Annotated in this window: 23 protein-coding genes; 7 read left to right on the forward strand and 16 right to left on the reverse strand. The window is 67.4% G+C overall.

From position 1 onward, the window contains the following. Positions 1 to 113: 113 nt before the first annotated feature. Positions 114 to 404, reverse strand: coding sequence for a hypothetical protein (locus tag FHS22_RS28245; RefSeq protein ID WP_221474209.1), 291 nt, complete (start codon positions 402 to 404; stop codon positions 114 to 116). Positions 405 to 567: 163 nt separating this feature from the next. Between FHS22_RS28245 and FHS22_RS28250 the strand changes: the two genes are divergently transcribed. The 3 genes from FHS22_RS28250 to FHS22_RS28260 all read left to right on the forward strand — a co-directional run bounded on the left by FHS22_RS28250 (position 568) and on the right by FHS22_RS28260 (position 4,624). Further along, positions 568 to 1,119 carry a TetR/AcrR family transcriptional regulator gene (locus tag FHS22_RS28250; protein WP_184946545.1) on the forward strand — a complete coding sequence of 184 codons (552 nt, stop codon included), beginning with the start codon at positions 568 to 570 and terminating at the stop codon, positions 1,117 to 1,119. Continuing rightward, a complete protein-coding gene (locus FHS22_RS28255; protein ID WP_184946546.1) occupies positions 1,116 to 2,648 on the forward strand; it encodes an MFS transporter in 1,533 nt (510 codons plus the stop codon). The genes FHS22_RS28250 and FHS22_RS28255 overlap by 4 nt, the downstream gene beginning before the upstream one ends. A gap of 593 nt (positions 2,649 to 3,241) precedes the next feature. Continuing rightward, positions 3,242 to 4,624, forward strand: a complete 1,383-nt coding sequence (locus tag FHS22_RS28260) for a cytochrome P450 (protein ID WP_184946547.1) — start codon at positions 3,242 to 3,244, stop codon at positions 4,622 to 4,624. A 576-nt stretch (positions 4,625 to 5,200) separates the two neighbouring features. On the opposite strand, the gene FHS22_RS28265 is transcribed toward FHS22_RS28260, so the two are convergent. The 3 genes from FHS22_RS28265 to FHS22_RS28275 form a co-directional block, all read right to left on the reverse strand. After that, positions 5,201 to 6,067, reverse strand: coding sequence for a mycofactocin-coupled SDR family oxidoreductase (locus tag FHS22_RS28265; RefSeq protein WP_068923818.1), 867 nt, complete (start codon positions 6,065 to 6,067; stop codon positions 5,201 to 5,203). A gap of 385 nt (positions 6,068 to 6,452) precedes the next feature. Then, entirely contained in the window at positions 6,453 to 8,111 is a 1,659-nt protein-coding gene (locus tag FHS22_RS28270; RefSeq protein ID WP_184946549.1) for a sensor domain-containing diguanylate cyclase, read from the reverse strand. A gap of 515 nt (positions 8,112 to 8,626) precedes the next feature. Further along, positions 8,627 to 9,235 carry a TetR family transcriptional regulator gene (locus FHS22_RS28275; protein WP_221474210.1) on the reverse strand — a complete coding sequence of 203 codons (609 nt, stop codon included), beginning with the start codon at positions 9,233 to 9,235 and terminating at the stop codon, positions 8,627 to 8,629. A gap of 241 nt (positions 9,236 to 9,476) precedes the next feature. On the opposite strand from FHS22_RS28275, the gene FHS22_RS28280 reads away from it, so the two are divergent. Then, positions 9,477 to 10,442 carry a helix-turn-helix domain-containing protein gene (locus FHS22_RS28280; RefSeq protein ID WP_260408380.1) on the forward strand — a complete coding sequence of 322 codons (966 nt, stop codon included), beginning with the start codon at positions 9,477 to 9,479 and terminating at the stop codon, positions 10,440 to 10,442. 475 nt (positions 10,443 to 10,917) lie between these two features. Here FHS22_RS28280 and mftF read toward each other — a convergent pair whose 3' ends face one another. From mftF to FHS22_RS28320, 8 genes are all read right to left on the reverse strand, one after another. After that, positions 10,918 to 12,384, reverse strand: a complete 1,467-nt coding sequence (gene mftF / locus FHS22_RS28285; protein WP_184946555.1) for a mycofactocin biosynthesis glycosyltransferase MftF — start codon at positions 12,382 to 12,384, stop codon at positions 10,918 to 10,920. 90 nt (positions 12,385 to 12,474) lie between these two features. Then, positions 12,475 to 13,191, reverse strand: coding sequence for a mycofactocin biosynthesis peptidyl-dipeptidase MftE (mftE, locus tag FHS22_RS28290; RefSeq protein ID WP_184946556.1), 717 nt, complete (start codon positions 13,189 to 13,191; stop codon positions 12,475 to 12,477). A gap of 2 nt (positions 13,192 to 13,193) precedes the next feature. Next, positions 13,194 to 14,363: a pre-mycofactocin synthase MftD gene (gene mftD / locus FHS22_RS28295; RefSeq protein WP_184946558.1), complete on the reverse strand. Its 1,170-nt coding sequence runs from the start codon at positions 14,361 to 14,363 to the stop codon at positions 13,194 to 13,196. After that, complete coding sequence (gene mftC / locus FHS22_RS28300; RefSeq protein WP_184946560.1) at positions 14,363 to 15,886, reverse strand: mycofactocin radical SAM maturase; 1,524 nt, start codon at positions 15,884 to 15,886, stop codon at positions 14,363 to 14,365. Before mftC ends, mftD begins: the two co-directional genes overlap by 1 nt. 18 nt (positions 15,887 to 15,904) lie before the next feature. Further along, complete coding sequence (gene mftA / locus FHS22_RS28305) at positions 15,905 to 16,024, reverse strand: mycofactocin precursor MftA (RefSeq protein ID WP_184946562.1); 120 nt, start codon at positions 16,022 to 16,024, stop codon at positions 15,905 to 15,907. Between the two features lie 607 nt (positions 16,025 to 16,631). Next, complete coding sequence (locus tag FHS22_RS28310; RefSeq protein WP_184946564.1) at positions 16,632 to 17,468, reverse strand: SDR family NAD(P)-dependent oxidoreductase; 837 nt, start codon at positions 17,466 to 17,468, stop codon at positions 16,632 to 16,634. Positions 17,469 to 17,773: 305 nt separating this feature from the next. Then, a complete protein-coding gene (locus tag FHS22_RS28315; protein ID WP_184946566.1) occupies positions 17,774 to 18,115 on the reverse strand; it encodes a cupin domain-containing protein in 342 nt (113 codons plus the stop codon). A 340-nt stretch (positions 18,116 to 18,455) separates the two neighbouring features. Then, on the reverse strand, positions 18,456 to 19,832 hold the full coding sequence (locus tag FHS22_RS28320) for a flavin monoamine oxidase family protein (RefSeq protein ID WP_184946567.1): 1,377 nt from the start codon (positions 19,830 to 19,832) through the stop codon (positions 18,456 to 18,458). Between the two features lie 206 nt (positions 19,833 to 20,038). Here FHS22_RS28320 and FHS22_RS28325 point away from each other — a divergent pair, with 206 nt between their 5' ends. Next, a complete protein-coding gene (locus FHS22_RS28325; protein WP_184946569.1) occupies positions 20,039 to 20,461 on the forward strand; it encodes a hypothetical protein in 423 nt (140 codons plus the stop codon). On the opposite strand, the gene FHS22_RS28330 is transcribed toward FHS22_RS28325, so the two are convergent. Together FHS22_RS28330 and FHS22_RS28335 are read right to left on the reverse strand one after the other, a co-directional pair. After that, entirely contained in the window at positions 20,458 to 21,012 is a 555-nt protein-coding gene (locus tag FHS22_RS28330) for a TetR/AcrR family transcriptional regulator (protein ID WP_184946571.1), read from the reverse strand. The genes FHS22_RS28325 and FHS22_RS28330 overlap by 4 nt on opposite strands. A 95-nt stretch (positions 21,013 to 21,107) precedes the next feature. After that, the gene (locus tag FHS22_RS28335) at positions 21,108 to 22,280 is read right to left on the reverse strand and encodes an FAD-dependent oxidoreductase (protein WP_184946573.1); all 1,173 of its coding nucleotides are present in this window, start codon (positions 22,278 to 22,280) and stop codon (positions 21,108 to 21,110) included. Between the two features lie 827 nt (positions 22,281 to 23,107). On the opposite strand from FHS22_RS28335, the gene FHS22_RS28340 reads away from it, so the two are divergent. Both FHS22_RS28340 and FHS22_RS39675 read left to right on the forward strand, forming a co-directional pair. Further along, positions 23,108 to 24,733, forward strand: a complete 1,626-nt coding sequence (locus FHS22_RS28340; protein ID WP_184946575.1) for a methyl-accepting chemotaxis protein — start codon at positions 23,108 to 23,110, stop codon at positions 24,731 to 24,733. A gap of 263 nt (positions 24,734 to 24,996) precedes the next feature. Further along, positions 24,997 to 25,233 (forward strand): hypothetical protein, encoded by a 237-nt coding sequence (locus FHS22_RS39675; protein WP_377297134.1) that lies wholly within the window; start codon positions 24,997 to 24,999, stop codon positions 25,231 to 25,233. Here the strand turns inward: FHS22_RS39675 and FHS22_RS39680 are convergent. Then, entirely contained in the window at positions 25,185 to 25,409 is a 225-nt protein-coding gene (locus FHS22_RS39680) for a transposase (protein ID WP_377297126.1), read from the reverse strand. The genes FHS22_RS39675 and FHS22_RS39680 overlap by 49 nt on opposite strands. A 73-nt stretch (positions 25,410 to 25,482) precedes the next feature. Further along, positions 25,483 to 26,571: an LLM class flavin-dependent oxidoreductase gene (locus FHS22_RS28350; protein WP_184946577.1), complete on the reverse strand. Its 1,089-nt coding sequence runs from the start codon at positions 26,569 to 26,571 to the stop codon at positions 25,483 to 25,485. Positions 26,572 to 26,735: the final 164 nt, after the last annotated feature.

Genomic DNA, 26,735 nt, shown 5'->3' on the forward strand with positions numbered 1-26,735 from the left:
TCAGGGGTCGCGTTTGTCATCTACGCATCGGGGTGCCCTCCACCGCCGGCCTGGCCCAGGGCTGCGACCGTCTCACCAGCCGAGAACGCCTCCGCCTTGCCCGCGCCCCCCGCTCAGTTGCCCGTCTCATCCATCAAGTGCTCCCCGAGTAGGGCGAAGCCCGGAATCCCCTCGTGCGGGCGGACGCCCACAGTGAACACTTCCGGATCCTCGAAGACCGGTTCGCCGCTGGGACGGCGGGCGTAGGCGACCCGGCCGTAGTCCACACCGTCGTCGCGATCACAGCTCATCCAGGTGATCGCCTCCTGCTCGCCCTCGCGTAGCGGATGGTTCGACACCGCCGCCACAAGTCTGCTTTCATCGCGTCCGACATTCCCGGCCGACCCATCCGAGCCACGATCCACCCATCCATCAGCAGTGTTGCGTTGATCGTCTGAATCTAAGGATCCACGAGTATGCGCAGGTCGCATAGAGTGGCCGAGTTTCTGGCACCCATGGGTTCCTCGTTGATGAGTCATCCATGTCTCATTTGAGGCAGCAGTGTCTCTTATGGGTTATTATTGGCTCATGAGCTTTGATCGTGATCATGTGCTGCATGTTGCCGCGGATCTCCTGACGCGGAAGGCGACGGCGACCATGGAAGAGGTCGCCCGTGCCGCGGGGATCAGCAGGGCGACGCTGAATCGTCACTTCACCGGGCGCGATGCTCTTGTACGCGCCTTGGAGGAGCTGGGCATCGCCAAGTGTGAGGCGGCCTTGGAGGCGGCGCGCCTTGAGGAGGGGGCGGCCGCGGGCGCGGTGCGCCGTCTGGTGCGCGAGATCCAGCCCTGTACGGGCCTGCTCACCTTCCTCTACTCCGAAAACCAGCTCTTCGAGGGCGAAAAGCAGAACGCGGGCTGGTTCCGTATCGATGAGCGGCTCACCGGCCTGTTCCGCCGAGGTCAGGAAACCGGTGAATTCCGCATCGACTTGAGCGCGACGTGGCTCACCGAGGCTCTCTACGGCCTGCTGGCCGCCGGTAGCTGGGCCGTCGCCGAGGGCCGGGTGGCCCGCAATGACTTCACTCACATGATCGCCGAGTTGTTGCTCGGTGGTGCGATGCGAAGGGACGAATCATGACCAGTGTTCTGCGTTCGGGGGAGCAGGACAGCACGCAGCGGCGTCCCGGCCGCTGGCTCGCCTTGGGCGTCCTGGTGCTTGCCGTGCTGCTCGTGGCGGTGGATGCCACCGTCTTGGGTCTGGCCACGCCCTACCTCAGTGAGGATCTGCAGCCTTCCGGCACTCAGCTGCTGTGGATCGGCGACGCCTACTCGTTCGTGATCGCCGGCCTGCTCATCTCCATGGGCAGCCTGGGCGACCGCATCGGCCGCAAGCGCCTGCTGCTGATCGGAGCCACCGCCTTCGGGCTGGTCTCGGTACTCAACGCCTACGCGCAGACTCCCGAGATGATGATCGCCGCCCGGGCGTTGCTCGGTGTCGCCGGCGCCACGCTGATGCCCTCCACCCTCGCGCTGATCCGCAACCTCTTCCAGGACCCCCGGGAGCGCACTCTCGCCATCGGTATCTGGAGCGCCGCCGCTTCGGCGGGTATGGCGGTCGGCCCAATCGTCGGCGGTCTGCTGCTGGAGCACTTCTGGTGGGGCTCGGTGTTCCTGATCAACCTGCCGGTGATGGCGTTGCTGGTCGTCGTCGGGATCAAGATGCTGCCGGAATCGCGCAACCCCTCCCCGGGGCCGTGGGACCTGCCGAGTGTCTTGCTGTCGCTGGTCGGCATGGTCGGCGTCGTGTACGCGATCAAGGAGGCCGCCGCTGACGGGTTCACCTGGCCCACCCTGGCGGCAGGCCTGCTCGGTGGGGCCGCTCTCTACGGGTTCGTCCGGCGTCAGCGCCGTCTTCCCGTCCCGCTGGTGGACGTCCGGCTGTTTCGCAACGGTGGCTTCAGCGGGGCCGTCCTGGCGAACCTGCTGACCATCCTCGGGCTGTCCGGGCTGCTGTTCTTCCTCTCCCAGTACCTGCAGCTCGTCCAGGACCGGCGTCCCATCGAAGCGGGCATCGCCGAGCTGCCGGCCGCCGTCGGCGCGGTCGTGGCCGGCTTGGTCGCCGGCGCCGCGGCGCGACGCTTCTCGGTGCGCGCGGTCGTCTCCAGCGGCCTGGCCGTCATCGGCCTGGCCCTGGCCGCGCTCACCACGATCAGCCAGTCCACCGGCTACCCCCTGCTGGGCGCCACGTTGCTGATCGTCGGATTCGGCGCCGGACTGTCGTTCACGGTTACTTCGGACATCATCCTCACCGCCGTCCCCAAGGAGCAGGCCGGTGCCGCTTCGGCGGTCTCGGAGACGGCCTACGAACTGGGTACCGCTCTCGGCATCGCCCTGCTGGGGTCGGTCGTCACCAACATCTACCAGGACTTCACCGGGCCGGCCGGAACCCCGCAGGCGGCACACGAGTCGCTGGCCGGAGCCGTGGTGGCCGCCGCGCGCATGCCCGCCGATGCGGCCGCCGCGCTGCTGCGCGCGGCACGCGAGTCCTTCGTCGGCGGAGTGGCTCTGGCCGCCGGCGTCGGCGCCGCCTTGCTGCTTGTCGCCGCTGTCGTCGCGTGGTTTCTGCTTCGCGGCCAGAAGTTGAGCAGCGAGCCCGTCCAGCACTGAGGAACGAGGAAGATCGTGCAAGCAGCACCTGCTGCCGCGGGAAAGGACCACATCGGCAGCCGGGGCCTGGTGGTCGATGCCGGTATCACCGGCAGCTCTACGGCGGTTTCACCCGTGGCTGCTCGTTTCGGCCACTCGCCGGGCGGCTGAGGGGACCGCCGGGGCCTACCCGTGTCCCCTGCTGCGCAGAGCGCGTCCGGGTCGGGAGCGCGCGGACCATCCAGGTCCTGTGGGAGACCGGCCCGGGCGGCGTGAGTGCTGTACGTGGCCTGCGGAACGCCGCCCGGGACAGGACGGATGGCTGACAGTCGTCACGGGCGACGCCGAGCCCCTGACTGCAGCCGGGTCCACGCCGCGCCCGACACCAGGCGCCCGGGCACAGCTCGGGCTATCGATCGCCTGAGACCGGGCCTGGGTGCCACGAAAGGGTGCTTGCTCTCCTCCGAACGGCGAACTCATGCCTGCGAACAGTGTTAATCGACTTTCGTCTGTATCGCCGCTCCACAAGCACGAGCAGAATCTGCCTCATATGAGACGTGGCCGTCTCAGCGGCATCCGGTGACTGCCGCAGACGACCCGATCAGGGAGAGACGATGAGCTATCACCCCACCGGCACCGCGCGGTTCCAGGCCGGTGCTTCCCCCAACCGGTTGTGGCTGTGGCTGCTGGCCCGCACCGGTGATCCTTTGGCCAGGCTTCTCGAACCAGGGTTCTGCGGTGACGCCTACGGGCTGTATGAGCAGATGCGCGCTCAGGAGCCGGTCTATCGCAGCCGTACCGGGATGCTCGCCGTCTTGTCGTATGACCGCTGCAGCCGGGTTCTGCACGACCCCCGCTTCTTGGCATGGGGGTCATTTGCCCGCCCTGCTGGGAGGCGTGCACCCACGCCTGGGGAGACACCCGCCGCTGCCAGCCCGTTCGAGGCACGGATGCAGGAAAACGATCACGCGTGTACCATCGCCGCCTCACTGGTGAAGCCGGCGCTGCAGCCCTCCGTTTCCCGCGTCGAGGTCACCGCACATAACCTGCTCAGCCGGGCTGCAGATGGCGACGCGTTCGATCTGATCGACGACTTCGCCCTTCCCCTGGTCACTGCGTGCCTCAGTGAAGTACTGGGCATTCCCCATGGCGACTCAGCACGTTTTGCCGACCTGTGCGCCGTCATGGGCCGCTCGGTCGGCGGGAGGCCCTCAGCAAGACAGGCCGAAGAACTGCACGACGCGAACGAGGATCTGGAGGCATTGCTGATCCGGCTTCAACGTGAGCGACGTAAGCATCCCGGCGGTGACCTGATCAGCCGGCTCACCGCTGCGCGCCGCGGCCGCACGCCAGAACACGACCCGGACAGGCTGCTCGGTCACGTCCGTCAGTGGGAACGCCGGGAGAACCCGGACGCCGGCACGACTGGCTGGCCCAGCACCGCCCCCGCCAGATTGAACCTGGAGGAGATCATCGAAGCATGCAAGGAGCTGATCGTTTCCGGCCTCGACATCGCAGTCAATCTGATCGGCAATGCGGTGGCCGCGCTGGCGGCCTACCCTGACCAGTGGCAGATGCTCAAGGCGGCACCGCAACTGGCGGACAAAGCAGCCGAAGAGACCCTGCGGTTCGATCCTCCTCGCCAGTTCATCTTGCGTATTGCGTCTGAGCGCATCGAGCTGGCAGGACACACAGTGCCCTCCGGTAGCAGAGTTCTTGTGATGCTCGCTGCGGCCCACCGGGACCCCGACCAGTTTCCCGACCCTGCGCGCTTCGACATCACCCGTACTTCCGGCCCCAGGCATCTCGCCGTCAGCGGTGCCATGGGACTGGAGTCTTCGTTGGCCCGGCTGACAGGAGAGATCGCTCTGCGGACGCTCGCGAGCCGATTGCCGGAACTGCGCATGGCAGGGCAGGCAGTCCGCAGGCCCGGGGGAGCCGTCCGCGGCTTCATCCAGCTGCCGCTCCGCGCCTGGGCCGCTCCGATGGGATGCTGATCGTTGACGATCCCAGCGCGATCTACAAGGGCACTGGTCGGCCGGTATGGCCGACCAGTACTGCGGGGCACCTCAGGTTGACGGGCTCCGCACTTCCCCCAGCTGATCGATGCGGCCGGGATACGCTGGAAGGCCAGGGAGGACGACGAGCACGGCGAGGACCTGCTCGGCCTGACCTCCTACAGGCGCGCAAGTGGACGCCCTGGCATCGGTACGTCACCATCGCCATGCTCGTGCTGGCGTTTCTAGCCGTCCCGCACGCCACGCTGCCTCCCAGCGCCGCTGAAACCGCCGACCAGGGAAGGCCGCCTGCTTCGCAGATTGCCTCGACAGCACGAGAAACAGCCAAGTCGGAATACTCGGCAGTCAACGGAGATCCAGTTCGTGGACGACTGGTTATAGAAGATCGCCGTTCTCCTGGATCTCCGCCCTCAACAGGCCTGCCTTGCGGGGAGACTCCCCGGGCCGGTGCAGGATGTCACTCACGGGCTTGTGCGGATGGCCGGTCTAGGCAGGCGCGGGGCTTATTGGTTTGCCACGCTGGCGCCCCTCGTGTGATGCGGAACCGTCCGTACGTCAGGCTTCGGCGGACGGTATGACTGCGCCCAGGTTGGTCCGAGAGAGGACGGAGTGGCCGGCGTCCACGAAGAAGTGCTGGCCGGTCACATAGGCGGCCAGGTCCGAGTTCAGGAAGAGCGCCACCTTGGCGGTCGACTCCGGCTGCATCATGGGCATCGGCAGCGCGTTGAAGAAGTAACCGGCCTGGTGCATGTGCTCGATGGTTCCACCCTCATGGCCGGCGTACCGGTCCAGCATGCCCTGCCATGAGGTCATCTCGCTGGCGATGAAGCCAGGCTTGATCGCGTTGCAGCGGATGCCGAAGGGCGCGACCTCCACCGCCACGTTCTTCATCAGGCCGATGACGCCGGCCTTTGCCGCCGTGTAGTGCGCGATGCCGGGGTCGGGGTCGTCCGAGTTGGACGAGGCGGTGATGACGATGGATCCGCTCTTGCGTTCGATCATGTGGGGCAGGACCGCCTTGACCGAGCGCCATACTCCCGTGAGGTTGACGTCGATCATGTCCTGCCAGGTCTCGTCGTCCAGCTCCCAGACTTTCCCCTCGGTGAGGATGCCCGCGTTGGCGATGAGGCAGTCGATCTTGCCGAACGCGGCGATGCCCTGGCTGACGGCGTCATCCAGCGCCTGCTGGGAGCGGACATCCGCGACGACCGACAGAGCGCGTCGGCCCAGAGTTTCGACGAGGCGAACCGTCTCCGCGAGGTCTTCCTTTCCCGCCAGGTCGTAGGGGACTGTCTTGATGGGAGCGTCGATGTCGGTGAGGATGACGTCTGCGCCCTCTTGCGCCGACGCGAGAGCGTGAGCGCGGCCCTGTCCGCGGCCTCCACCGGTGATGAACACCACCTTGCCGTCCAGCAGTCCCATGGGCTTCTCCTTCATTCGTGAACTTGGCCGAGGGTTGTGCGTGGTGCAGCCGACGCTCCGCGCACGCGGAAGTACCGACGTCATGGTGTTCAGCGAGCAGGTCGAGGAGGGCCAGCCGGTCGCCTGACCCCATCCATGTCGGCTGCCGCATGTCTACTTTCCTGTGCCGTCAGGGCGCCCTCATAGAAAATCCGCGCCACGCCATCACCGCCCGATGTCACCGATGCAAGATCAGCTGGACATTGAGCTTTTCCTGGCTCTGCTGTGCGCTTGCGGGACTATCAGGCCGCCCGCAGCGATCCGACCGTCCCGTTCTGGAGCCCTTCGGAGACCGGGCGGACCACGGCACCTGCGGACCGGCGCGGGTGGAGTCGTCGTTGTCGGCTTACCGGGCGATCGGGGTGTCGGCATGACCGGATACGGCGGGCGCGAACATCACGTAGCGGCCTTTTCCTGCCTTCTTGGCCTGGTAGAGAGCCAGGTCGGCGTCCCGTAGCAACTCGTCGGCACTGCCCGGTGGGCCGGTGGCGATTCCGATGCTGGTGCCGACGCGCACCTCGTATGCCCGATCATCTCCCAGGATGAACGGCTCTTGTACAGCCTGGATGATCCGGGTCGCGACTGTCTCCGGCCGGCCGTCTCGTGCATCCCGTAGCAGGACCACGAACTCGTCTCCGCCGAGCCGGCCCACGGTGCTCTCATCGCGCAGCACGCCGGTCACCCGTTGGGCGACCGCGCGGAGCAGCCGGTCACCGGCGGCGTGCCCAAAAGTGTCGTTGACGTTCTTGAAGCCGTCCAGATCGAGGAACATGACCGCGATGGCCGTATCCGGCTGCTGGCAGTCGTCCAGCGCCTGTCCCACCTGCTCCAGGATCAGCGCGCGGTTGGGCAGCCCGGTGAGAGCGTCGTGGGTGGCCTGGTAGCGCAGTTGCTCGGTCTTGCGGGCCACCAGGTCGAGGGCGTACCGGCGGCTGCGTGCCAGCACGTGCATGAACGCCGCCAGGAGCGCCGACAGCAACAGGCCGCTGCCCAGCGTGGCCCAGAACGCCATATCGGCATGGCGGTCTGCCTCAGCGGAACCGCTGGTGACGCGGACGCTCCAGGTGCTGTCGGCGCCGATGGGAAGCTCCCGCGTCACCGCAGATTGCGGTGTGGAGCCGCCGGCGGCCAAGACGATGGGTGCCGCGCTGTTCAGGGGTGTCTTCGCGCCGGGGCGGGGCCGGTACAGCAGTTCCACCCGCAGGTCGTGGTGACTGCTCAGGCCGGCGGCGATGATGGCCCTGGCGTCGAAAGCACTGATCACGAACCCGCGCGGTGGAGCATGACGCTCCTCGATGGCCGCCGGCGTGGCGGCGGGGGCGGAGACGAAACGGAGCAGCGCGAACAGTCCCGTGCGCGCGTCCAAGGTCGCCATCACTGCGTCGGTCTCGTCATCCGGTCCGTCGGGGGTCGCATGGCCCGACCCGCGCTGGAGGGCGCAGTAGTCGAAACCCGGTGGATATGCGGCGTAAGGAGAGGAGGCCGGGGCGGCGCTCAGGCGGGCCAGGCAGTACGCCGAGCGGGAGCCGGCGGGGACCACGGACAGATTCCCGGCGGGAGCCCCGGCCGGAAGGCGGGGAGGATCGGTGCGGATCGCCTGCTGGAAATCGTCCAGTTGTGCGGCCGGCACGAGCTGGATGTAGCCGTAACCGGCTCCGCCGGGGTAGCGGTCGAAGACCTCCGACTCGGTGATCCACTCGGCGAACTGCCGGTTGGTCATGTCCGGCCGGGTCACCACGGTGGCGTGCAGGGTCGCGATGAAGTCGGTGTGACGCAACACCGTGGCCGAGATCGCCGCGACCACATCGGCCATGGTCTTGTCACGCCGTTCCTGCTCGCTGGCCTGTATCTCCGCGCGCTGCTGCGCCGCGGTGGCGAAGGAGGCGACCAGGCACAACAGCACAAGCAGGTACGCGCCAGCCGTCGGCCACCGGCTTGAGCTCTGCCATGTGGCAGAGCTTTGAGCGCTGCGTCCGCCGGTAAGACGACCCGGGAACAGCGGCATGACCACACCTTCCGTAGCCCCGAAGATTCGCTGGTTATCTTGTGTATTGGGCTGCTCATGTCCATCGGCCGGTGAACCGGCTTTCCTGAGAGCAATTGTCAAATTGTGTGGATCGTGGGTGATTGACAAGGCTCGAAGCCAGAGGAATCGGTCCTCATGTTCGTGGTGGCCGGTTGGCTCCGGCCCGCGCACAACGGGCAGCCGCGGCGGTATCGAAGTGGAGATCTCGGCATTGGTCTGCTGTTCCCAGATGAGCGCCCGGATAAGGTCGCAGGACAGTGCTGCCGGCCGACTTCCCGCCTCAGCGGTGAGCCGCGCTCAGCGCGCCTCCTGCGCCCGCTGGCCCGAAGTCAGGCTAGACAGGACGGGGATCAGGAGGAGAGCGGCGTCCTGGCCCGCTTGAGCGTCCTTCGGCGATCGCGGCCGGCGAGGGATCTCACTTCGCAGCTGACGCCGAGACCTGAGGACATCCCGGCGTCTGACGCCGGGGAGCCGGAGACCTGCGGTTGCCTGCGTCACACGACCGAGAGGGGCAAGTGCCCCTCGGCCAAAGCCACCGTGGCCGCCACGATCTGCTCGAGCGAGCGCTCGTCGGCCATGTCGTCGGGGCGGGCGAGCCGATGCAGGATCAGTCCGTCGAGCCCGGCGAAGAAGAAACGGGCCACCTCCTCGACCGGACGGGCCAATGTCGTGCCCGTGTATGCTGCCGCCTCCCGTAACGCGTTCTCGAAGACGATGTCGAGCTGCCGCTGATAGTCGGTGACGGTGGGGCGCAGGGACGGGGAACGAAGGCCCATCACGAAGAGCTCGGTGATCAGCTGGTGGATGTGGGGCTGCTCGACGACGGTACGCCATAGCTGCCGGGCGTACGCGCCGATGGTGGCTTGGAAGTCCGGTTCCGTCGGTATGTCAATGCCCCGGACCTGCTCGGCGATGTCCGTGGTCAGTTGCTCGATTACCGCTCGGTACAACTCGTCCTTGGCGCCGTAGACGTAGTGCACCGTCGCCTGTGCGATGCCGAGTTCGGCGGCGATCGCACGCGTGCTGGCGGCGGCTACGCCGTCCCGGCTCATCACGGTGATGGCGGCGCGGATCAGCTGCGGTCGGCGCTCAGCGGCGCTCACGTGTGCCACGGTCTGATCGTATGAGACCTCAGGGCCTCGATGGCAAGGAGTTGTTCAACTGACATTGTCAGGTGAACAAATCGCGTCTACGGTGGGAGCACGATGACCGGTCAGCCCGTGGCTCGCTGACCCGTGACGACCCGGAGCAACGCGTGAAGAGCATTCGATCCGATGCCCGTCCCGCTCGGCTCGCGCCGTACCGTGCGGGCTTGTGGCCTGCCACACCGGAGGTCTTGTGGTGATGGTGGAGACTGGGGAGCGCCTGCACATGGACGGGCCGATCACCCCCGAGTGTGTCCGGGCGTGGAACAACGCCTACGTGTCGAGTCGCATGGCCGATTCGGTGTGGTTCCCGAAGCAGCTCACGTCGTTTCGCGGACGGTTTCGGCGGCGCACGCTGCAAGACCTCGTTCTGGTCGATGTCGAAGCCGATCCCTTCGGCGTCCGCTTCACGGGTGACTCGCCGGTGACCCAGTACATCGGAGTGTCGGTGAACACGCGCACGTTCAGCGAGCGAGTCGTGTTCGGTGACCACCGGGAGTACGTGGTGTCGGCACCGGTCGAGGTCTGGGACGCCACGACGTTGGTGGAGTCCGAGATCCTCGGCCCGATGTCGCAGACCGTGGTACTCGTTCCGAAGCCGGCACTGCACATGTCGAGAAGCAACTCCCTGATCCTGGACGAGGCGGTGATCGAGGGGGACCAGGCCACACTGCGTCTCCTGCGCGGGGTGCTCCTTACCATCGCGGCCGAGGCCGACCGGCTCAGCCCCACCGCCATCAGTGCAGCGCGCAACGTCGTCGTCGAACTCCTGCTCAGCGCGGTGCAGGAGTATCGCCAGCCGTCAAAAGCGGCAGTCAGCGAGAGCATGCGCCTGTCGGTGAGCCGGTGGATCGACGACCACCTCCATCTCGGTCATGTCCTGCCGGCCCGGGCCGCCGAGCAGCACGGAATCTCCGTACGCTCGCTGCATCGCCTGTTCGCCGACTCGGACGAGAGCTTCGGCTCCCTGGTGCGCCGGCGCCGGTTGGAGCGTGCCTACCGCGACCTGCTGCATACCGGCGACATGGTCCAGACCATCGCCATGCGCTGGGGCTACGCCGATGCGAGCCACTTCATCAATGACTTCAAACGGGTGTACGGCAGCACCCCGGCCTCCTACCGGAAGGTGTGGCAGAAGGTACCTGACCGCGACGCCGGGGCGTGACACGGGCAGTCGATGGAGTCACGGTGAAGCAGTTCGACGGCATTGTGTGAGCGCGCGTGGCGCGCCAAGGCATTGATGATGATGTGACCTTCAACGTGTGCGGCAGGCTGCATCCGCGCAGTTGTCTTCAGCTGGAGCGGGGAATCATGCCCGGCGGCGGGAAGGTGGGCTTAGGTCCCCACCGCAGAGCGTTTCCTGAACGCCCTCGGGCAGGCCGAATGTCTGCTAGGGATGAACACCGGCACCGAATCCCCATCCTCGCCGTCGGGATCCTCAGGCGTAGAAACGACGACAGACCTCGGATGCGGCCACACTTCGATACGAACGCTGCATTCTCATAGATGGCGAACGTCATCAGGATCAGCACGGTGCAGACCGTGGTCACGTCATTGGTGGCGGAGATTCCATCAAGCCGCGGCATCCGCACGTCCATCAACACGACGTCGGGTCGCAGATGCCGGGCCATGGTCGGCACCTACCTGATCTCCGCTCGCCGGACGTCGGTTGACCGCTCGTGGTGACTGTGAGTTCCCTTCCAGCGGATGTCGGGCAGGAGTGCTCGCAGTGAGCGGCCCTTGAACGCGCCGTACCAGACACCGCACCCGTAGGCGACGTCGTCCAGACGGCGGGCGATGGCGAAACGGAACGGGTCGAGGTGGGCCTTGGTACGGCGAAAGTCGACGACCGTATCGAAAAGGGCGGCGGCGGCCACGGCCCGGCGCATGCGACGGGACAACAGGCAGCCGATCGCGGCCAGCGGCCACCAGTGGCGCAGGAGCAGAGCCTTGAGCTGCCAGGTCGCCGCGAGGGCGCGGTCGAAGGTGAGGACGGCGCCGAGCCGGACAGGGCGCTCGGTGTTGCGGACCTTGCTCGACAGGCGCAAGGTGGCCGCGGCGAAGATGAGCGCGGCGGCCGGCAGGGACCATCGGCGTTGCAGGAGAAGAGCCGCGGCGAAGGCGGCACTCCACGGGGTGACGATGGCGGGGGCGACATCACGGCCGTGCCGCTGGGCGAGCAGGTCGGCTCCGGTGCCGTAGAAGGCCTTGCGCCTGAGCCAGTCGGGGATGGCGGTGCGGTGTTCGTGATGGACGATCGCGGCCGGTTCGTAGCGGACCCGGTGGCCTTCACCGGCCAGTCGCCAGGCGAGGTCGACGTCCTCGCCGACGCGCATGCCGGCGCTGAAGCCGGATCCGAGAGCGTCGACTCTGGCGAGCAGGCAGGCACTGGGCACCCAGGAGACGGGCGCACGGGGGCGGACGATGCCAGGATGCACGCCGAGGTCGAGGGAGGAGCGGGCGTCCTCGTAGCGTCCGACCCACCGGTCCCGGCCGGGCAGGCGCAGTCCCAGCACGCGCGGGGCGACCATGGCCACGCGCGGGTCATGGAAGTGCCGCAGCAGGAGTGGCAGAGCGTCGGGCTCGAGGACCACGTCGTCATCGGCGAAGGCGACATAAGGAGTGGTGACCCGTTTCAATCCCTCGTTACGGGCGGTGGCGGGACCCATGTTCCGTTTCAGGGCGACGAGTTCGGCGCGGTGGCGGGCCACGACGTCGGCGATGGCGGCAGGAGCGAGTGATGCGTCATCCACGACGATCACGTGGTGCCGGTCACCGATGCAGGTGAGCAGTCTGTCCAGGGCGGCGGGCCGGTCGCGGACGGGAATCACGACCGTCACCTGTGCCGGGTCGAGGTCGGGCAGGTCGGCCACGATGGGATCGGCCAGACCGCCTTCGATCAACCGGTCGGCGAGCAGGGCGGAGGAGCGGTCACGGACGCGGATGGTGCGCTCGTGGAGGTAATCGCCGGCGGCCGGGGACAGGCGGATCATGCGGGTCGGAGCCCCGCCGACCAGTGTGCGTCCCTGGTCGCGGACGCGCACGTGCCGGTTCAGCCGGACGGTGAAGCCGGTCGGCAGCAGGCCGGCGTCGCGGATGCTGGTCATGGGAGGACTCCTCCATCGGCCGAGTGGTAGCCCTGCAGGCACAGGGCGCGGATGGCTGCGATGCCGGTCATGGGGCGGTCCTGGTCGTGCTCACGTCTGACATGGCACCGCGCGGAGGTGCATCAGGCAGCCGTTTTGATCTACGTGACCGTCGCTGATCCTGGCTGCCACGTCCTCGGCCATTCGATCGAACAGGCGCTGCCCTTCCTGCGCCGAGGCGGCGGTGGGATCCCCGAGCACTCCCGAGGGCGACACGCCGGCGATGCCCCGGGCGATGATGTCCGGCATGAGGCGGGGGAGGGGAGTGAGGTTGCCGGGCTTCGCGCATGTCAGGTCCACAAGGTGGGGGGCCAGGTGCAGCATGAGCGAGGTCTCGCTGCGTCCCGCGTGTGCGTCGGCGCCGTCGGCGGCGCACGGAACCCACGCCACATGATGACGTTCGGACCGTAGCTGTGTGACGGCGGCGACCAGGCCGCGCACGTTTCCGCCGTGCCCATTGACGATCACGATGCGTCCGGCCCACAGTGATATGGACCGGACGAGCTCGATCGACAGGAACCGCAGAGCCTCCGTACCGAGCGACATGGTGCCAGGGAAGCCCTGGTGCTCGCCGCTGGCGCCGTAGGCGAGAGCGGGGGCGATCATCACCGGAGCGGCCAGGCGAGCCGCGCAGGCCTGTGCGACCGCGGCAGCGATCGTGGTGTCGGTGTGGAGCGGCAGATGCGGGCCGTGCTGCTCGGTCGACCCGAGGGGGACCAGGACGGTGGGCGATGACGGCAGCGCGGGCCAGGGCAGGTCTGCTGACACCTTTAGCTGCCGATCTCCCGGGTGAAGCCGGGCGGGATCACCACGTCGGACGGCCGCAGGTCGCGGACGGATGCGTGGCCGAGGCCCAGCAGCGCCGAGTCGATCCCGTTGCGCAGGACGTCGAGCACGTTCTCCACCCCGGCCTGGCCGTTGGCTGCCAGCCCCCACAGGTAGGCCCGCCCGATCATGACCGCCCGCGCACCGAGCGCCAATGCCTTGACCACATCGCTACCACGCCGGACGCCTCCGTCCAGCAGCACCTCGACCTGTGAGCCGACCGCCTCGGCGATGGCCGGCAGCAGCCGGATGCTGGCCGGGATGCCATCCAGGTTGTTGCCCCCGTGATTGGACACCGAGATCGCGGTGGCTCCGGCATCCACGGCCCGGCGGGCGTCATCCAGGCGGCCGATGCCTTTGATCATGAACGGGCCGTCCCACCGTTCCCGCATCCATTCGACGTCTTCCCAGGTGGGGGGCGGTGTCTGCATCCATGTTCCATAGGCGCCGAAGAACGTCGGGGGCGTTTGCCCGGCCGGGACCACGTTGGGCACCGCCAGGTCGGGCAGGCGGCCGGATCTGACGAAGTCAAGGAGCCAACCTGGCCGGGCCAGCGCCTGAGGTGCCAGCTTGACCATCGCCTTGAGGTCCAGCCGGTCGGGAATCCACGGGCTGCCCCAGTCGCGGCCGTGGGAGAACGTCCAGTCCAGTGTCACGATCAGGCCTTTGACGCCGGCGGCCCGGGCACGCTCCATCTCCGCCGTCATGGACTCCTTGGTGCCCATCCAGTACATCTGGAAGAAGGTCTGGGGGTTGGCCGTGACGACCTCCTCGACCGGCTTGCTGGCGAAGTTGCTCAGCCCCATGATCGTCCCGCGGGCGGCGGCCGCGCGCGCGACCGCCACCTCGGCGTCCGGATGCACGGCCTGCACGCCGGTGGGCGAGATGAGCACCGGCAGCGACACGGGCTGGCCCATCACGGTGGTGGACAGGTCACGCTTGGCGGGCAGGTCCGCGACATGGGGCACGAAACCGAGCTCGGCGAAGGCGCCCACGTTGTCGCGATAGGTCACGCCTTTCTCCGAGCCGGCCAGCAGCGCCGAGTACACCGACCTGGGCAGGCGGCGCCGGGCCCTGCTCTGCGCGGCGGCCACCGTTTCGAACCAAGCAGCCATCACAAACCTCGTTCCGAAGAGACGACCAACCCGGCCAGAGGGCTCTCCGCGCAGGCGCGCACCGGCGGAGCGGCGGGGCGTGGGCCGATCTGTACCGGGACACGGCGGGAGTGGTCCTGGCTGGGACGGGGCACCGTCCGCCCGGCCGCGGCCAGCGCGTCGGCCGCGTGCCCCTGCACGCATTCGGGATCGGGCCCGTCCAGCGGCAGGCCGGTGAAGAACTTCGCCGCCATGCACCCGCCCCGGCAGGAGTCGAAGAAGGCGCATCCCGTACAGGCACCGGAGGTCTGCGGCGAACGCAGCTCCGTGAACAGCTCTGACTCGCGCCACACCTGGGCGAACCCTCCCGCCGACAGCAGATTGCCCGCGTGGAAGCGGTCGTGAATCGCGAACGGGCACGCGTACACGTCTCCGATCGGATCGATCAGGCACACCACCCGGCCCGCGCCGCACAGGTTCAGCCCGGGCAGCGACTCGCCATAGCCGGCCAGATGGAAGAACGAGTCACCGGTCAGCACGTCCTCACCCGACCTCAGCAGCCATTCGTACAGATCACGCTGCTGTTCAGCCGTCGGGTGCAGATCGTCCCACACATCCGCGCCGCGCCCCGAGGGGCGCAACCGGGTGAGCCGGAGCGTCGCTCCACGCTCATCCGCGATCGCCTTGAAGTCATCGAGCTGGCCTGCGTTCTCACGGGTGACGACCACCGACAGCTTCGCGTTCTCGAAGCCGGCGGCGGCCAGGTTGTCCAGTGCCCGCATCGCCGTCGCGTACGAACCAGGGCCCCGCACCCGGTCGTTCACCTCGGCCGTGGCGCCATCCAGGGACACCTGCACGTCGACATAGTCGGTGGCCGCCAGGTGCCGGGCCCGCTCGGGCGTGAGGCGCACTCCGTTGGTCGAGAACTTCACCCCGACCCGGCGGCTCACCGCGTAGTCCAGCAGGTGCCAGAAGTCCGGCCGGATCGTCGGTTCCCCGCCGCCGATGTTGACGTAGAAAACCTGCATGGCCTGCAGCTCGTCGATCACCGCCTCGCACTGTCGTGTGCTCAGCTCGCGGGGGTCTCGCCGTCCCGACGAGGAAAGACAGTGCACGCACGACAGATTGCAGGCGTAGGTGAGTTCCCAGGTCAGGCAGATCGGGGCGGCAAGGCCGTATTCGAACCGCTTGACGAGCCCTCCGCTGGCCGTACCGGTCCTGCCTGCTGCCGGCTGCGCGTCCGGGCTCGTGTTCGACTGTGTGCGTGGGGTGCCGGACGTACGGCGTCTGATCATGTCGGCGGCGGCCAGGCCGCGCAGCGCGGAGGAATAAGCGGGCCACTGCTCCGGGGATACCCCCGCCAGGACCAGTGCGGCACGAGCGTCGGGCTGATCGGCGAGCGCAGTGACGACGGATACCAGCTCCGGGCGTTTGATGAAGGACAAACGCCGGTTGCCGAAGTGGTAAGCCAGTGCTCCGAACGGCTCCGGCCGCAATGCCACACTGGGAGACAGCTCCCAGGCGTCATTCAACAAATTTGTCATCGCGTAGTCCGATCCTGGCTAGTAAACGCCGCACATGCCATCGATCGACACATCTTCGAGCAGCATGTCCTCTGTGAGCACTTCAGACTCCTGAGTGGTCTGCTCGGGGTGGTCGTTTGCGCTGATCGAGTCGTTCATGACTCCTCCTCGGTGAATGGCGTTGCGGCGCCGTGGCATTTCGGCCTTGCCGGGTGGTCGTTTCAGGTGATGGGGCAGGGTGGGGGCGAGAGGGCTGTCTTCGGGAGGGATTATCGGCGCGGGGCCTCCTGAGGAGGGTCACGACAGAGCGTCAGGAATCGACCCTGCCAGTTCGGCCGCCCGAGGCATTGAGTCCGAGCGCCACCCGCTTGAAACGAACTGCCAGCTTGGGCTTGATCCGGTTTGACGGACATCCGAGATCAGGGGCTCGTCCCGCAAAGGATGTCCATGATGGAGCACATGGCAGGGGAGGGAAGAAAACCGCGTCCTCGCCGCTCGGCTGCCCGTGAGTTCACAGCCGAGATCGTCAAGCTGCACCGGCGCGGTGCACAAGGTGGAAGCGGCTGAGCAGATCGCTGGTACAACGTGCAGCGCCCGCACAGCAGCCTGGGCTGCCGTAGCCCGGCCGGCTATGAGACCGCCTGCGCGATCTGACCACCACAACGGTGGTGTCCGTCGAAGCGGAACAAGCTCAGCCCCGTTGAGATATGGCGTGAATGCACTGATCACCAGACAGTGCGGACACGCGTGATGGTGTGCTCGCCTTTCATCCGGCGAGGAGTCCGCCATCGACGGGGAACACCCCGCCGGTGGAATAGGCGGAAAGATCGGAGACGAGGAACACCACGAGCTTCGACACCTCTTCCGGCTCGGCGACGCGGCTGATCGGCTGGGACCACAGCCATGTGTCGAAGTCGAAGTACTCGTTCGTGGCGAAGTGCTCCATTTCGTGCTTCAGCATCTCTGTGTTCACCGCTGACGGGGCGATGGCGTTGACCCGGATATTCTCCTTCGCGTAGGTGATGGCCATCGATCGTGTCAGCGCCACAACAGCGGCCTTGCTCGCCTGGTAGGCGGCATACCCCCACGTTCCCTTGACCGCCTGCACCGAGGCGGTGTTGACGATCACACCACCGCCCGTCGCCTTCATCGCGGGAATCGCTGAGCGGCAACCTCGCAGGACGCCCCCCGCATTGGTCTCCATGACCAATGCCCACTCGGCGTCGGAGCACTCCTCCACCGCCGACACCTCGCAGACGCCGGCGTTGTTGACCAGGATGTCGAGCGAACCCTTGGTTTTGACGAGCTCCGCGACGACCTCATTCCACTGTGAGCTGTCCCGCACGTCCAATCGTGCGTAACCGGCCTGGTGACCCTGGTCCCGCAGCTCTTGCGCAACCGTCTTTCCCAGGTCGTCCAGGATGTCGGTGAGGAGCACGTATGCTCCCTCTTGTGCGAGGTGTTTCGCGTGGGAGGCGCCCTGTCCACGAGCGGCTCCTGTGACGATGGCGACCTTACCTTCGAGCAGCCTGTCCTTTGAGGGCACTTCGGACTCCTGGGTGGTCTGCTCGGGGTGGTCGTTTGCGCTGATCGAGTCGTTCATGACTCCTCCTCGGTGAATGGCGTTGCGGCGCCGTGGCATTTCGGCCTTGCCGGGTGGTCGTTTCAGGTGATGGGGCAGGGTGGGGGCGAGAGGGCTGTCTTCGGGAGGGATTATCGGCGCGGGGCCTCCTGAGGAGGGTCACGACAGAGCGTCAGGAATCGACCCTGCCAGTTCGGCCGCCCGAGGCATTGAGTCCGAGCGCCACCCGCTTGAAACGAACTGCCAGCCCCGTTGTGGCGATCTTGCCTTCGAGTAGCATCCACTGACCTTCTGGATCGGCCCGGTTGAGAACCGAATACGGTGATTTACGTGATGCGGAAGACGACGACTTTGCGCACCGTCTCCAGCGTCGTCCAACGACAGGTGTCTCCAGGCGCCAGCACACCGACGTCTCCGGGGCCGAATTCGAGCACCCGTCCGTCCGGGAAATCCACCCGCGACCGGCCGCTGAGGATGACGAACGACTCGTTGCCTTGGGTCTCGTCGAGGACTCCGGGTGTCATCTCCCACACCGCGCCGACCTCGCTTTTGTCCTCTCGCACCCAGAGCACAGCAACCGTGATCTGGGTTCCAGGCGTCAATCGCCCAGGGGCGACCGGATAGGTGCCCATAGGTACCTCGGTCGGCTTGAAACGTGCACTCACCATGGCGGCATTCCGATCCTGAGAAGCGCGAAGACTGGCTGGATGACTTGGTGTATGTCTGCCCACTATGGAGCCGCCCCGGATCGGCGGATTGATCTGAAACGCCACTCGATAGGCGGAGGGTGTCGCCGCGGCTGCGCATCGCCGCACACTGGCCCTGCGTGATGCAGATCATCACGCCGTCACCCGCCTGCAGGCCTTACCTGTGCCGACCTGACCAGCGAAAACCCCTGTCCACGACCAGCAGAATGAATCCAACGGGTCAGTGGAACCCTGTCCGCCCGGCGCGACAGCAAGGCGGACGCGCTGGCCAGGCCGCGAAAACACACCGTAGCCGAACGACTCAGCCGACCACAGAAAGATCATGAGAGGTCGAGGCGAGACGGGCGGCCACCTCGGTTGCCGCTCGCTGGCCCGACAGGATCGCGCCGTTCATGGTGCCGGACGTCTCATCGGCTGTCTCGGTGCCGGCCCAGTGCACGAGTCCGACCGGCTCACGCAGGAACGGTCCGAATGTGGTCCATGCCTTCGTCCCGACTGCCGGATTCGGCCCGCCGGGCGCGAACACGTCGTTGCCCCAGGAGAAGTCGGTGTAGTCGATGATGTGGCGCGCGGGTTCACCGTACAGGTGGACGAGGTGCCTCACGACGCGGCGGCGGCGCTCGTCCTTGTCGTAGGCGTCGAACCCGCGTCCGTCGCAGAAGACCATGAGGATGCCGGGGCCGTCGGCGGCGGGGCTGACGTCGAAGGTGAGGAAGACGGTCTCGTCGTCGGACACTCCCTCTCCCGACAGGCCTTCGTCCCGCCAGAAGGGGCGGTCGTAGGCGACGAAGGCCTTGCTGAGCGCTCCCAGCCGCCAGCTGCGGGAGAGCCCGTAGTGGCGCTCCGGGAGGGCGGGTGTGAACTCGATGGTCGAGCGGTGTGCCGGCGACGCCGTCACAATGACGTACTGGGCTTCGATCGTGTGCTTGCCGGTCTCGACCGTGACACGTTCACCGACTGTGGTGATGCGCTCTACCGGGGAGTCGACGAGCACACGGGACCCCAGCGTGTCGGCGAGCCTGCTGACCAGCGTGTAAGTCGTTCCCAGCACTCGGTCCTGCTGGTCGCCGCCCTCGACGGCGAGCATGTGCTCGATGCCGCCCAGGTTCTTGATGTAGCGCATCACGTTGAACAGTGACACCTCGCCGACGGGCGCACCCCAGTGCACCAGGCTGAAGACGTTCAAGAACTTCCGGGTGTCCTTCAGGGCGTGCTCTGCGGTCAGCCACTCGCCGAGCGACATCGAATCATGCCGCGCGGCATGGGGGTGCTCCCAAGGCGATGAGACGGGAAGGCCGTCGACCATCTTCTGCAGCCCGCTCATGATGCGCCAGAGGTCGAGCATCACCCAGGGCGCCAGGGCGGTGATGCCGTCGGTCTTGCGCCTGCCCCCGAAGGAGATGACCCCTTTGCCCGGACGGAACTGGGGCACGAACTCGCAGCCGAGCCGGCTCGCGAGATCGCGTACCGCTGTGTGACCCGGCGCCACCCAGGTCGCTCCAGCATCGACGGAGACACCCGCGATCTCGGCCTTGCGGATGCGTCCACCGACGCGATCGCGGCCCTCGACGACGACGACGTCATACCCCGCCCGGGTGAGCTGATCCGCTGCCGTGAGTCCTGCGAGCCCGGCACCGACGACGACGACGTCGGCGGATCGGGTGCTGGCACTGTTCATGATCACTCCGTTCGTGTGTGGCCTGCCGGCCTCTACCTCATCTGCTAATAACTGTACTGACGTGTCAGTACAGTTCCAAATCGGTGAGGTCATTCATCGGTACGGATGTTGCGGACAACCCATGACGAAGAGCGGCCCGGTCACCAGCCCCTCCACAGCGCAGACATGTCGCCCAGCCGACGGCGGGTGCCGTCGCCGTGTTGAGCGTGAGCCTGCTCACGCTCACGATGGGCATGCCGATCCTGGACAACGCGCTGCCGGACGTGGCGGTCGAGCCGCACTCGACATCGGACCAGCGGCTGCGGATCGTGGACGTGTGTTCCCTCGTCCTGGCCGGGTCGCCTGTGTCCTTGGCCGCGATGCCGACCGCTGGGGCGCGAAGGGATGATGCTGGTTGCACCGTCTTCGGCGCGGCGTCATCGACGGTGGTGTTCACCGAGACCGCCGAGGCCGTCGACTGCACGGCGCGGACGGCCTGGCACGGCGCCCGAACACCGGCTCTTGTGCGCCGGCATCGCCCGGTCAAGGCCCGCCGCGCACGGGATCGTCGCTCGACGAGCGAACAGGCCGGTCCTCGGATACCGGGCGACGCCGAACTGAGATCGTCGATGCGCCCGAGGCGGTGCTAAGAGCCGGCAGCGGTGAGGCTCTCCAGCTCGATGCGCAGGGCGACGAGCTCGGCACGGTCGGGCTTGAGCCCCCATCCGGTCATCAGGCCGGCGCCGTCGACGGCGTTGAGGATGACGGTGCGTGCTCCCACGGAGAGTCCGTCTTCGGCCATCTCCGCCTTCCAGCGGGCCCCGTCCTCGGCGACGATCTCGGGGACCCCAGGGGTGGCGGCGAGGGCGGCCAGGAGGAACAGCCGCTCGCCGACAGCGTCGATCCCGTCGCCCTCCAGTGACGCGCGGATGAAGGCGCGCGCCAGGCGGCCAGGCGCCCGGCCGTCCTCGATGCGCTCCTGCACCGCCTGGTGGAACCGGGCAAGCACGTCGCGGGCCAGCGCGATCCACAGCGCGTTCTTCGAGCTGTAGTGGTAGATCACGGCCCCGCGGGTCAGGCCGGCCGCGACCGCCACGTCCTCAAGGGTCGCCCGGGCCCCCTGCGACACGACGACGCCCCTCGCGGCGTCCAGGATCAACCGCTTGGTGTCCTGGGGCCCTCGTCCTGCTGTGCGTCCCATCAGTCTCTCTCACGTGCCGTAGCGATATCTCTCGGCGATCAGTGTGCCCGACCACCAGGCGACCTCATGACAGTCGGTGACCCGCAGGCAGGGGCTCATGCCCGGCGAACGGCCCGCCTGCGGCTGTTGAACCTCGTCAGTGCCGCCGGGATGGTGGCCAACAGGTCGCCGGCCCCTCCGGCGAGGGTGGCCACCCGGCTGCGTCCCTGCACCCCGGTGCTGAACTCCACGGCCCGCGCCGTGATGCTCTGCGCCGTCTTGGCGAAGGGGCGGATCTCGGCTTCGAGCCGCGCGAAGGCGGCCGTGACGTCATCCGTGTCCCGCAGGGACTCGGCCAGCGTCTTGGCGCCCTGCAACGACGCGTGCGCCCCCATCCCGGACACCGGGTCGATGCAGTGCGCGGAGTCGCCCAGGAGCACGACCCGGCGGGTGTACCAGCGTGGCAGCCGCACCTGCGAGAACCGGGTCAGCTTGGTGTCTCGAGACTTCCGTGCCGCCACCGCGACCGCGCGCATGTCCGGGCCCAGGCGCTCGACCATGTCACAGACCCGCTCGACCAGCATCGACTCGTCCGGCGTGGTCGCGCTCGGCACGGGAACAACCGCCATGACCGACGTCTGGTCGGTGTCCAGGAACGGGTAGATCAGCGACAGCATCCCTTCACGAGACGCGATCACCGCACGCCCGTCGGGCAGGGGCACATCGGCGTTGATCCACACGTGGGACAGGCCATTGAGGTACACGCTGTGCGCTTGGGAGGCCAACGTCAGCCGGCGCACCGTCGAGTGCAGCCCGTCCGCCCCGACCACCATGTCGAATGACTCGGTCGAACCGTCGCTGAACCGGGCCAGGACGTCGTGGCTACGGTGCTCCAGCGCCTCGAGCCCGACGCCCAGCCGCGTTTGTACCGTGGCGGGCAGGTGCGCAAACAGTCTCGACAGCAGCACCGAACGGCGAGCAAGGCGCCACTCGCCGTCACCGTCGATCGTGAGCTCGCGGACCCTGCGGGTGCCCCACCGCACCGACATCGCCGGCGCCGCGAAGGTCACCCGGTCGATGATCTCCTGGCCGCCCATGAGTCGCAGGACCCGCACCGCTTGAGCGTCCAACTGCAGGAGGTAGCTGCTCGGGTACGGCTCGACCTCCTTGTCTACGAGCACGACCTCCCATCCCTCGTGTTCCAACCACCACGCCGCGGCGCACCCGGCCATCCCGCAGCCCACCACCAGAGCCCGTCGGCGAACGGGCCCCACCGTCTCGGATGCCATCTACACTCCAAATTAGTCTGACTCGTCAGTATAGTTAGGAAGGGGAGGCTGTCCAGGTGGTGGTGTGTTCTTACACTCCCGTAACCGAACGGCCAGTGACGTTAAGGAGCCTGGCGAGGGCGGCCGAGATACCTCGGAAAGCGGTCGCAGCGATCTTGATTGGCGGTGGCCTGGAGCTTCAGGCGGCGGTCCGGCCGCTCAGGGCTGATCCTCTCGGAGTGCCGAGTCGGCACGCGGAAACCGTTGGCGCCGAGAATGACCATGGCATGATCCCAGGATCGGATAATCGTTCGCCGACGGGGTGGCGGGTACGGCACAGTGCTTCATGACAGATAAGGGCCTGGATGCTGGCGGGTTCATCGCACGGAAGTGCCCCTTGAGCCCGCGTGCAGAAGGAGTTCGCGGCCGTGGTCGATGCCGCCCGCTGCCGTTCTTGCTCCCCTCCGGCCAGGCCGTCGACAGTTCCCGCTTCACCGCGGTCCTGGCCGGCATCAAGGTCCACGTTCCGGTCGGCCGTCCCCGTATCCGGTCCGGCGCGGTCGCCGCCGACACGGTGTACTCCTCCCGCACCAACCGCGCCAACCGGGGCTCACGCGGCGGTCACCCGGTCCGCCACGATGCGGCGCTGTGCACCGAGCGCGTTCCTGTCAAGAGAGTCGGTGGACCTCTCTTCTTCCAGGCGGCGGGGCTTCGGGTTAGTACCGGGTCCGTCGTCTGAGGATCGGGTGGATACGGCAAAGATCTTTCGGGGCTTCTCAGTACAGGCGGGCGAGGACCGATGGGAGGAGGAACCCGGAAGAGTGCCGGGCTCTCGCTGAGGAGACGTCATGAAGGCTGCAACCATGCGCACGGACGCGGGCAGGCGTCGGCGGTGGGCCGATATGCCGATCGGCATGAAGATCGCTTTCGCGATGCTGATCACGCTGCTCGTTTCATCGGCCGCCACGCTCGCCACACTGGTGCAGGCCAGTACCGTGCGCTCGGCGGGCCAGTCCATCTACACCGGCAATGTCCAGCCGATGGTGGTGATCTCCGACCTGCGTGACGCGGTCCGGGTACTGCGCCTGGACCAGAACGAGGTCCCCCTGCGCAAGGCGGGCACCGAGGCCATGCAGGAGACGCTCGACGAGGTCGACGGCGACATCCACAACATCACCGAGCTGCTGGAGGAGTACCGACCGGTCGCCGCCGCCCCGGACAAGGTCGAGGAGTTCGTCGACAGCTTCGACGCCTACAGCGTGATCGCCGAGCAGCAGATGCTGCCCGCCGCGCTCAAGGGTGATGTGGCGGCTTATGTGTCGATCAAGGACACCGGCCAGGCCGATGAGCTCTGGGAGGCGTGCAAGGCTCTGCTCAAGGAGATGGTGGAGGCCGAGAAGAGCGAGGCCGCCGCCACCGCTGCCGACCTGGACGCCGAGTACGACCGCGCCGTGGTCTTGTCGGTCGCCTTCCTGTCGGGGGCCGTGCTGCTCGGCCTGGCGCTGGCCGTGTGGGTCTCGCGAGGGATCAGCCGTCCGCTGCGCGGCGTCGCCGACGCCCTCAGCGCGGTCGCCGACGGCGACCTGGCCGTCGAAGTGCCCGACCCCGGTACCCGTGACGAGGTCGGGGTGATGGCCGGGGCGTTGCGCCGTTCGCTGGAGGCCATGCGTGCCAGTGTGCAGCAGGTGCTCACCCAGGCCCGACAGCTGTCGGCCGCCTCCGGTGAGCTGACCGGCCTGGCGGCGCGCATCGAGTCGGGTGCCACCGTCACCGCGGCGCAGTCGCACAGCGCCGCGGCGGCCGCCGACCAGGTCTCGGCCAGCGTCACCACCGTGGCCGGGGCCAGCGAGGAGATGAACGCCGCCATCGCCGACATCTCGCGCAGCGCCGCCAGCGCGGTCCAGGTCGCCCAGCAGGCGATGAACGTCGCCGCCCAGACCAACGCCTCCGTCGCCACGCTGGGTGCGGCCAGTGCCGAGGTGGGCGACGTGGTCAAGGTCATCAGCAGCATCGCCGAGCAGACCAACCTGCTGGCCCTGAACGCCACCATCGAGGCGGCGCGCGCCGGGGAGGCTGGCAAGGGATTCGCGGTCGTGGCGACCGAGGTCAAGGACCTGGCTCAGGAGACCGCCAAGGCGACCGAGGAGATCAGCCGCAAGATCGCCGCGATCCAGGCCAGCAGCACCGAGGCCGCGCGGGCGCTGTCGGAGATCACCGGGATCGTCGAGCAGATCAACGAGCACCAGACCACGGTGGCCTCGGCGGTGGAGGAGCAGACGGCGACCACGCAGGAGATCAGCCGCAGCGTCGGCCAGGCGGCCACCGGCATGGACCAGATCGCGCGCAGCGTCACCGACGTCTCGCACGCGGCGGAGGAGTCCAACGCCGGCGCGGTGCAGGCGGCCGGGGCAGCGCAGCAGCTGGCCGATCTGGCGCGTGACCTCGACCGGTCGATCGCTCACTTCCGCGTCTGAATCAGCGCTACGGGTGGGGTGGCCTCCCGGGGGTCACCCCACCCGCCTTTGTCTCGATCTTCTCGGCGCAGTCGGTTAGGGCCTGTATAGAGTGCGGGGCTTCAGGCGGGCCAGAGCCGTGAATCCACAGGATCGCGCCGCGTAGGTGGAGCCCGGCCAGGTGGCTCGCTGGGGTCTTGTCGAAGCGAAAGGCGAGCCCGCGCCACTCCTTGATCCGATTGATGCGCTGCTCGGTGGTGTTGCGCTGCCTGTAGATCCGGGTCATGGCTGACCGGGCGGCCACCGCGACAGCCGCGTTCCTGCTCGGCGGCCCCCTGCAGCGCCGTGGCCACCTCGCCGTCCAGGACCGTCCCGACGGCGTGGTGGTGGGTCCGGACCGTGGCGGAGTCCACGCTGACCAGGTCGAGATCGGCCTGCCCGAAGGCCGCGACCGCGGCGATCACCGCCTGCATCAGGCGATCCAAGACGCCAGCCATGCCCCAGAAGCGAACCGGTCGTAGACGGTGGACCACGGCCCGTACGAAGCAGGCAGATCCCACCGTGGACTGCCAGTGCGAAACCGCCACATCACCGCGTTGAACTGCTGCCGCAGGTCCGGGACCGGGTCCTGCTCACCCAGGGGCAGGTGAGGTTCGATCCAGGAGCATTCCTCGTCGGTGAGGTCGCCACACACCATGGCGATGGCCTGCCTACCAGGAGCGGAGGCCGGAACGCAGGTGAATTCCTCTGATCTCAACTCCGTACAGGCCCTAAGAGCCCGCCACCAGGTGAGACAACCGGGGAGCCACCTCTGACCCGAGGAGCTCGAGGCTGCGCCGGTACCTTTCCGGCTCCTGGCCGCGGCCCGGGGCGCCCATGAGGAGCGTGCCGAAGCCGCCTACCTCGGCATGGAGTTTCTCGATCTTCTTGACGACCGTCTCCGGCGAGCCGACGAGGAAGAAGTTGTCCACGAGCCACTCCAGAGACAGATCCTGCTCGGGCACGGCTGTTCCCGCCAGAAGCGAGCCCAGTCCGAGGTCTTTGAACAATGGGAGGTTGACCTCGGACCAGACCTCACCCAGAGGGCCGCTCAGAGCCTGCTGTCGGGCCTCTTCATCGGTGTCGGCGAGCCAGAGGTCCCTCGTGATGCGCCAGTTCGATCGGTTTGGGACGTGCCCGGCGCTCTTGGCCGCCTCGGCATAAGTCTCCCAGTGCTGGATCAGCGTCTCACTGGAGACTTCCTGGCTGACCGGGCTGTAACCACGCCTGCCCGCCTCGGCGAGAGTCGGCGACCTGGGTTGCATGCCCGTCATCAGGATCTCGGGATGGGGCCTCTGGAAGGGCTTGAGATGCGGACCGTTCACGCTGGAGGAGAACTGGGGCATGTCGGCGGTCCAGTACCGCCCGTCGATACGCCAAGGCCCAGGCTTGGTGAAGATCGCATGGATGATGTCGAGACCCTCGGCGAGCATGCGCGCGTTCTCCCCGCCCGTCCCGAACAGCTGCGCATCCGTCGGAAAGGCGCCTGGAGCGACACCGGCGACGTACCGCCCGCCAGTCAGATGATCCATCCACATCATCCTGTGAGCCAGCGCCACAGGGTTGTGATACGGGATGAGATGTCCAAGGGCTCCGAGCCGAACGCGAGTCGTGGTCTGCGATGCCGCAGCGATCATCAGTTCGGGCGCGGGACTCGGCTCGTGGCCAAGGGTGTGGTGCTCGGCGAAGAAGACTTCGTCGAGACCGTACTGATCAGCCCATGAAGCGACTTGGAGGTCCCAGGCGATGACGTCGGAGACGCTGTCCGTGCCGGCCGCGTAATCCAACGCGTACGGAACGCACAAGATCGAAAATTTCACTCTTGACCCTCCACGGGATCGATCGAACGCTGGATGGGAGGCTTCAGAACCTCACGTCGACATCTACGGACGGGGAGCCGAGCGCCAGGGGCGCCGGAACGGTTGGCGTGACCCGCCCGCGCTCTCACATGACCGCGGTACGCCTTCGAGCATCAGCCTCGACG

The organism is Thiemannella venezuelensis, assembly GCF_014203605.1.
GTDB lineage: Bacteria > Actinomycetota > Actinomycetes > Streptosporangiales > Streptosporangiaceae > Planomonospora_A > Planomonospora_A venezuelensis.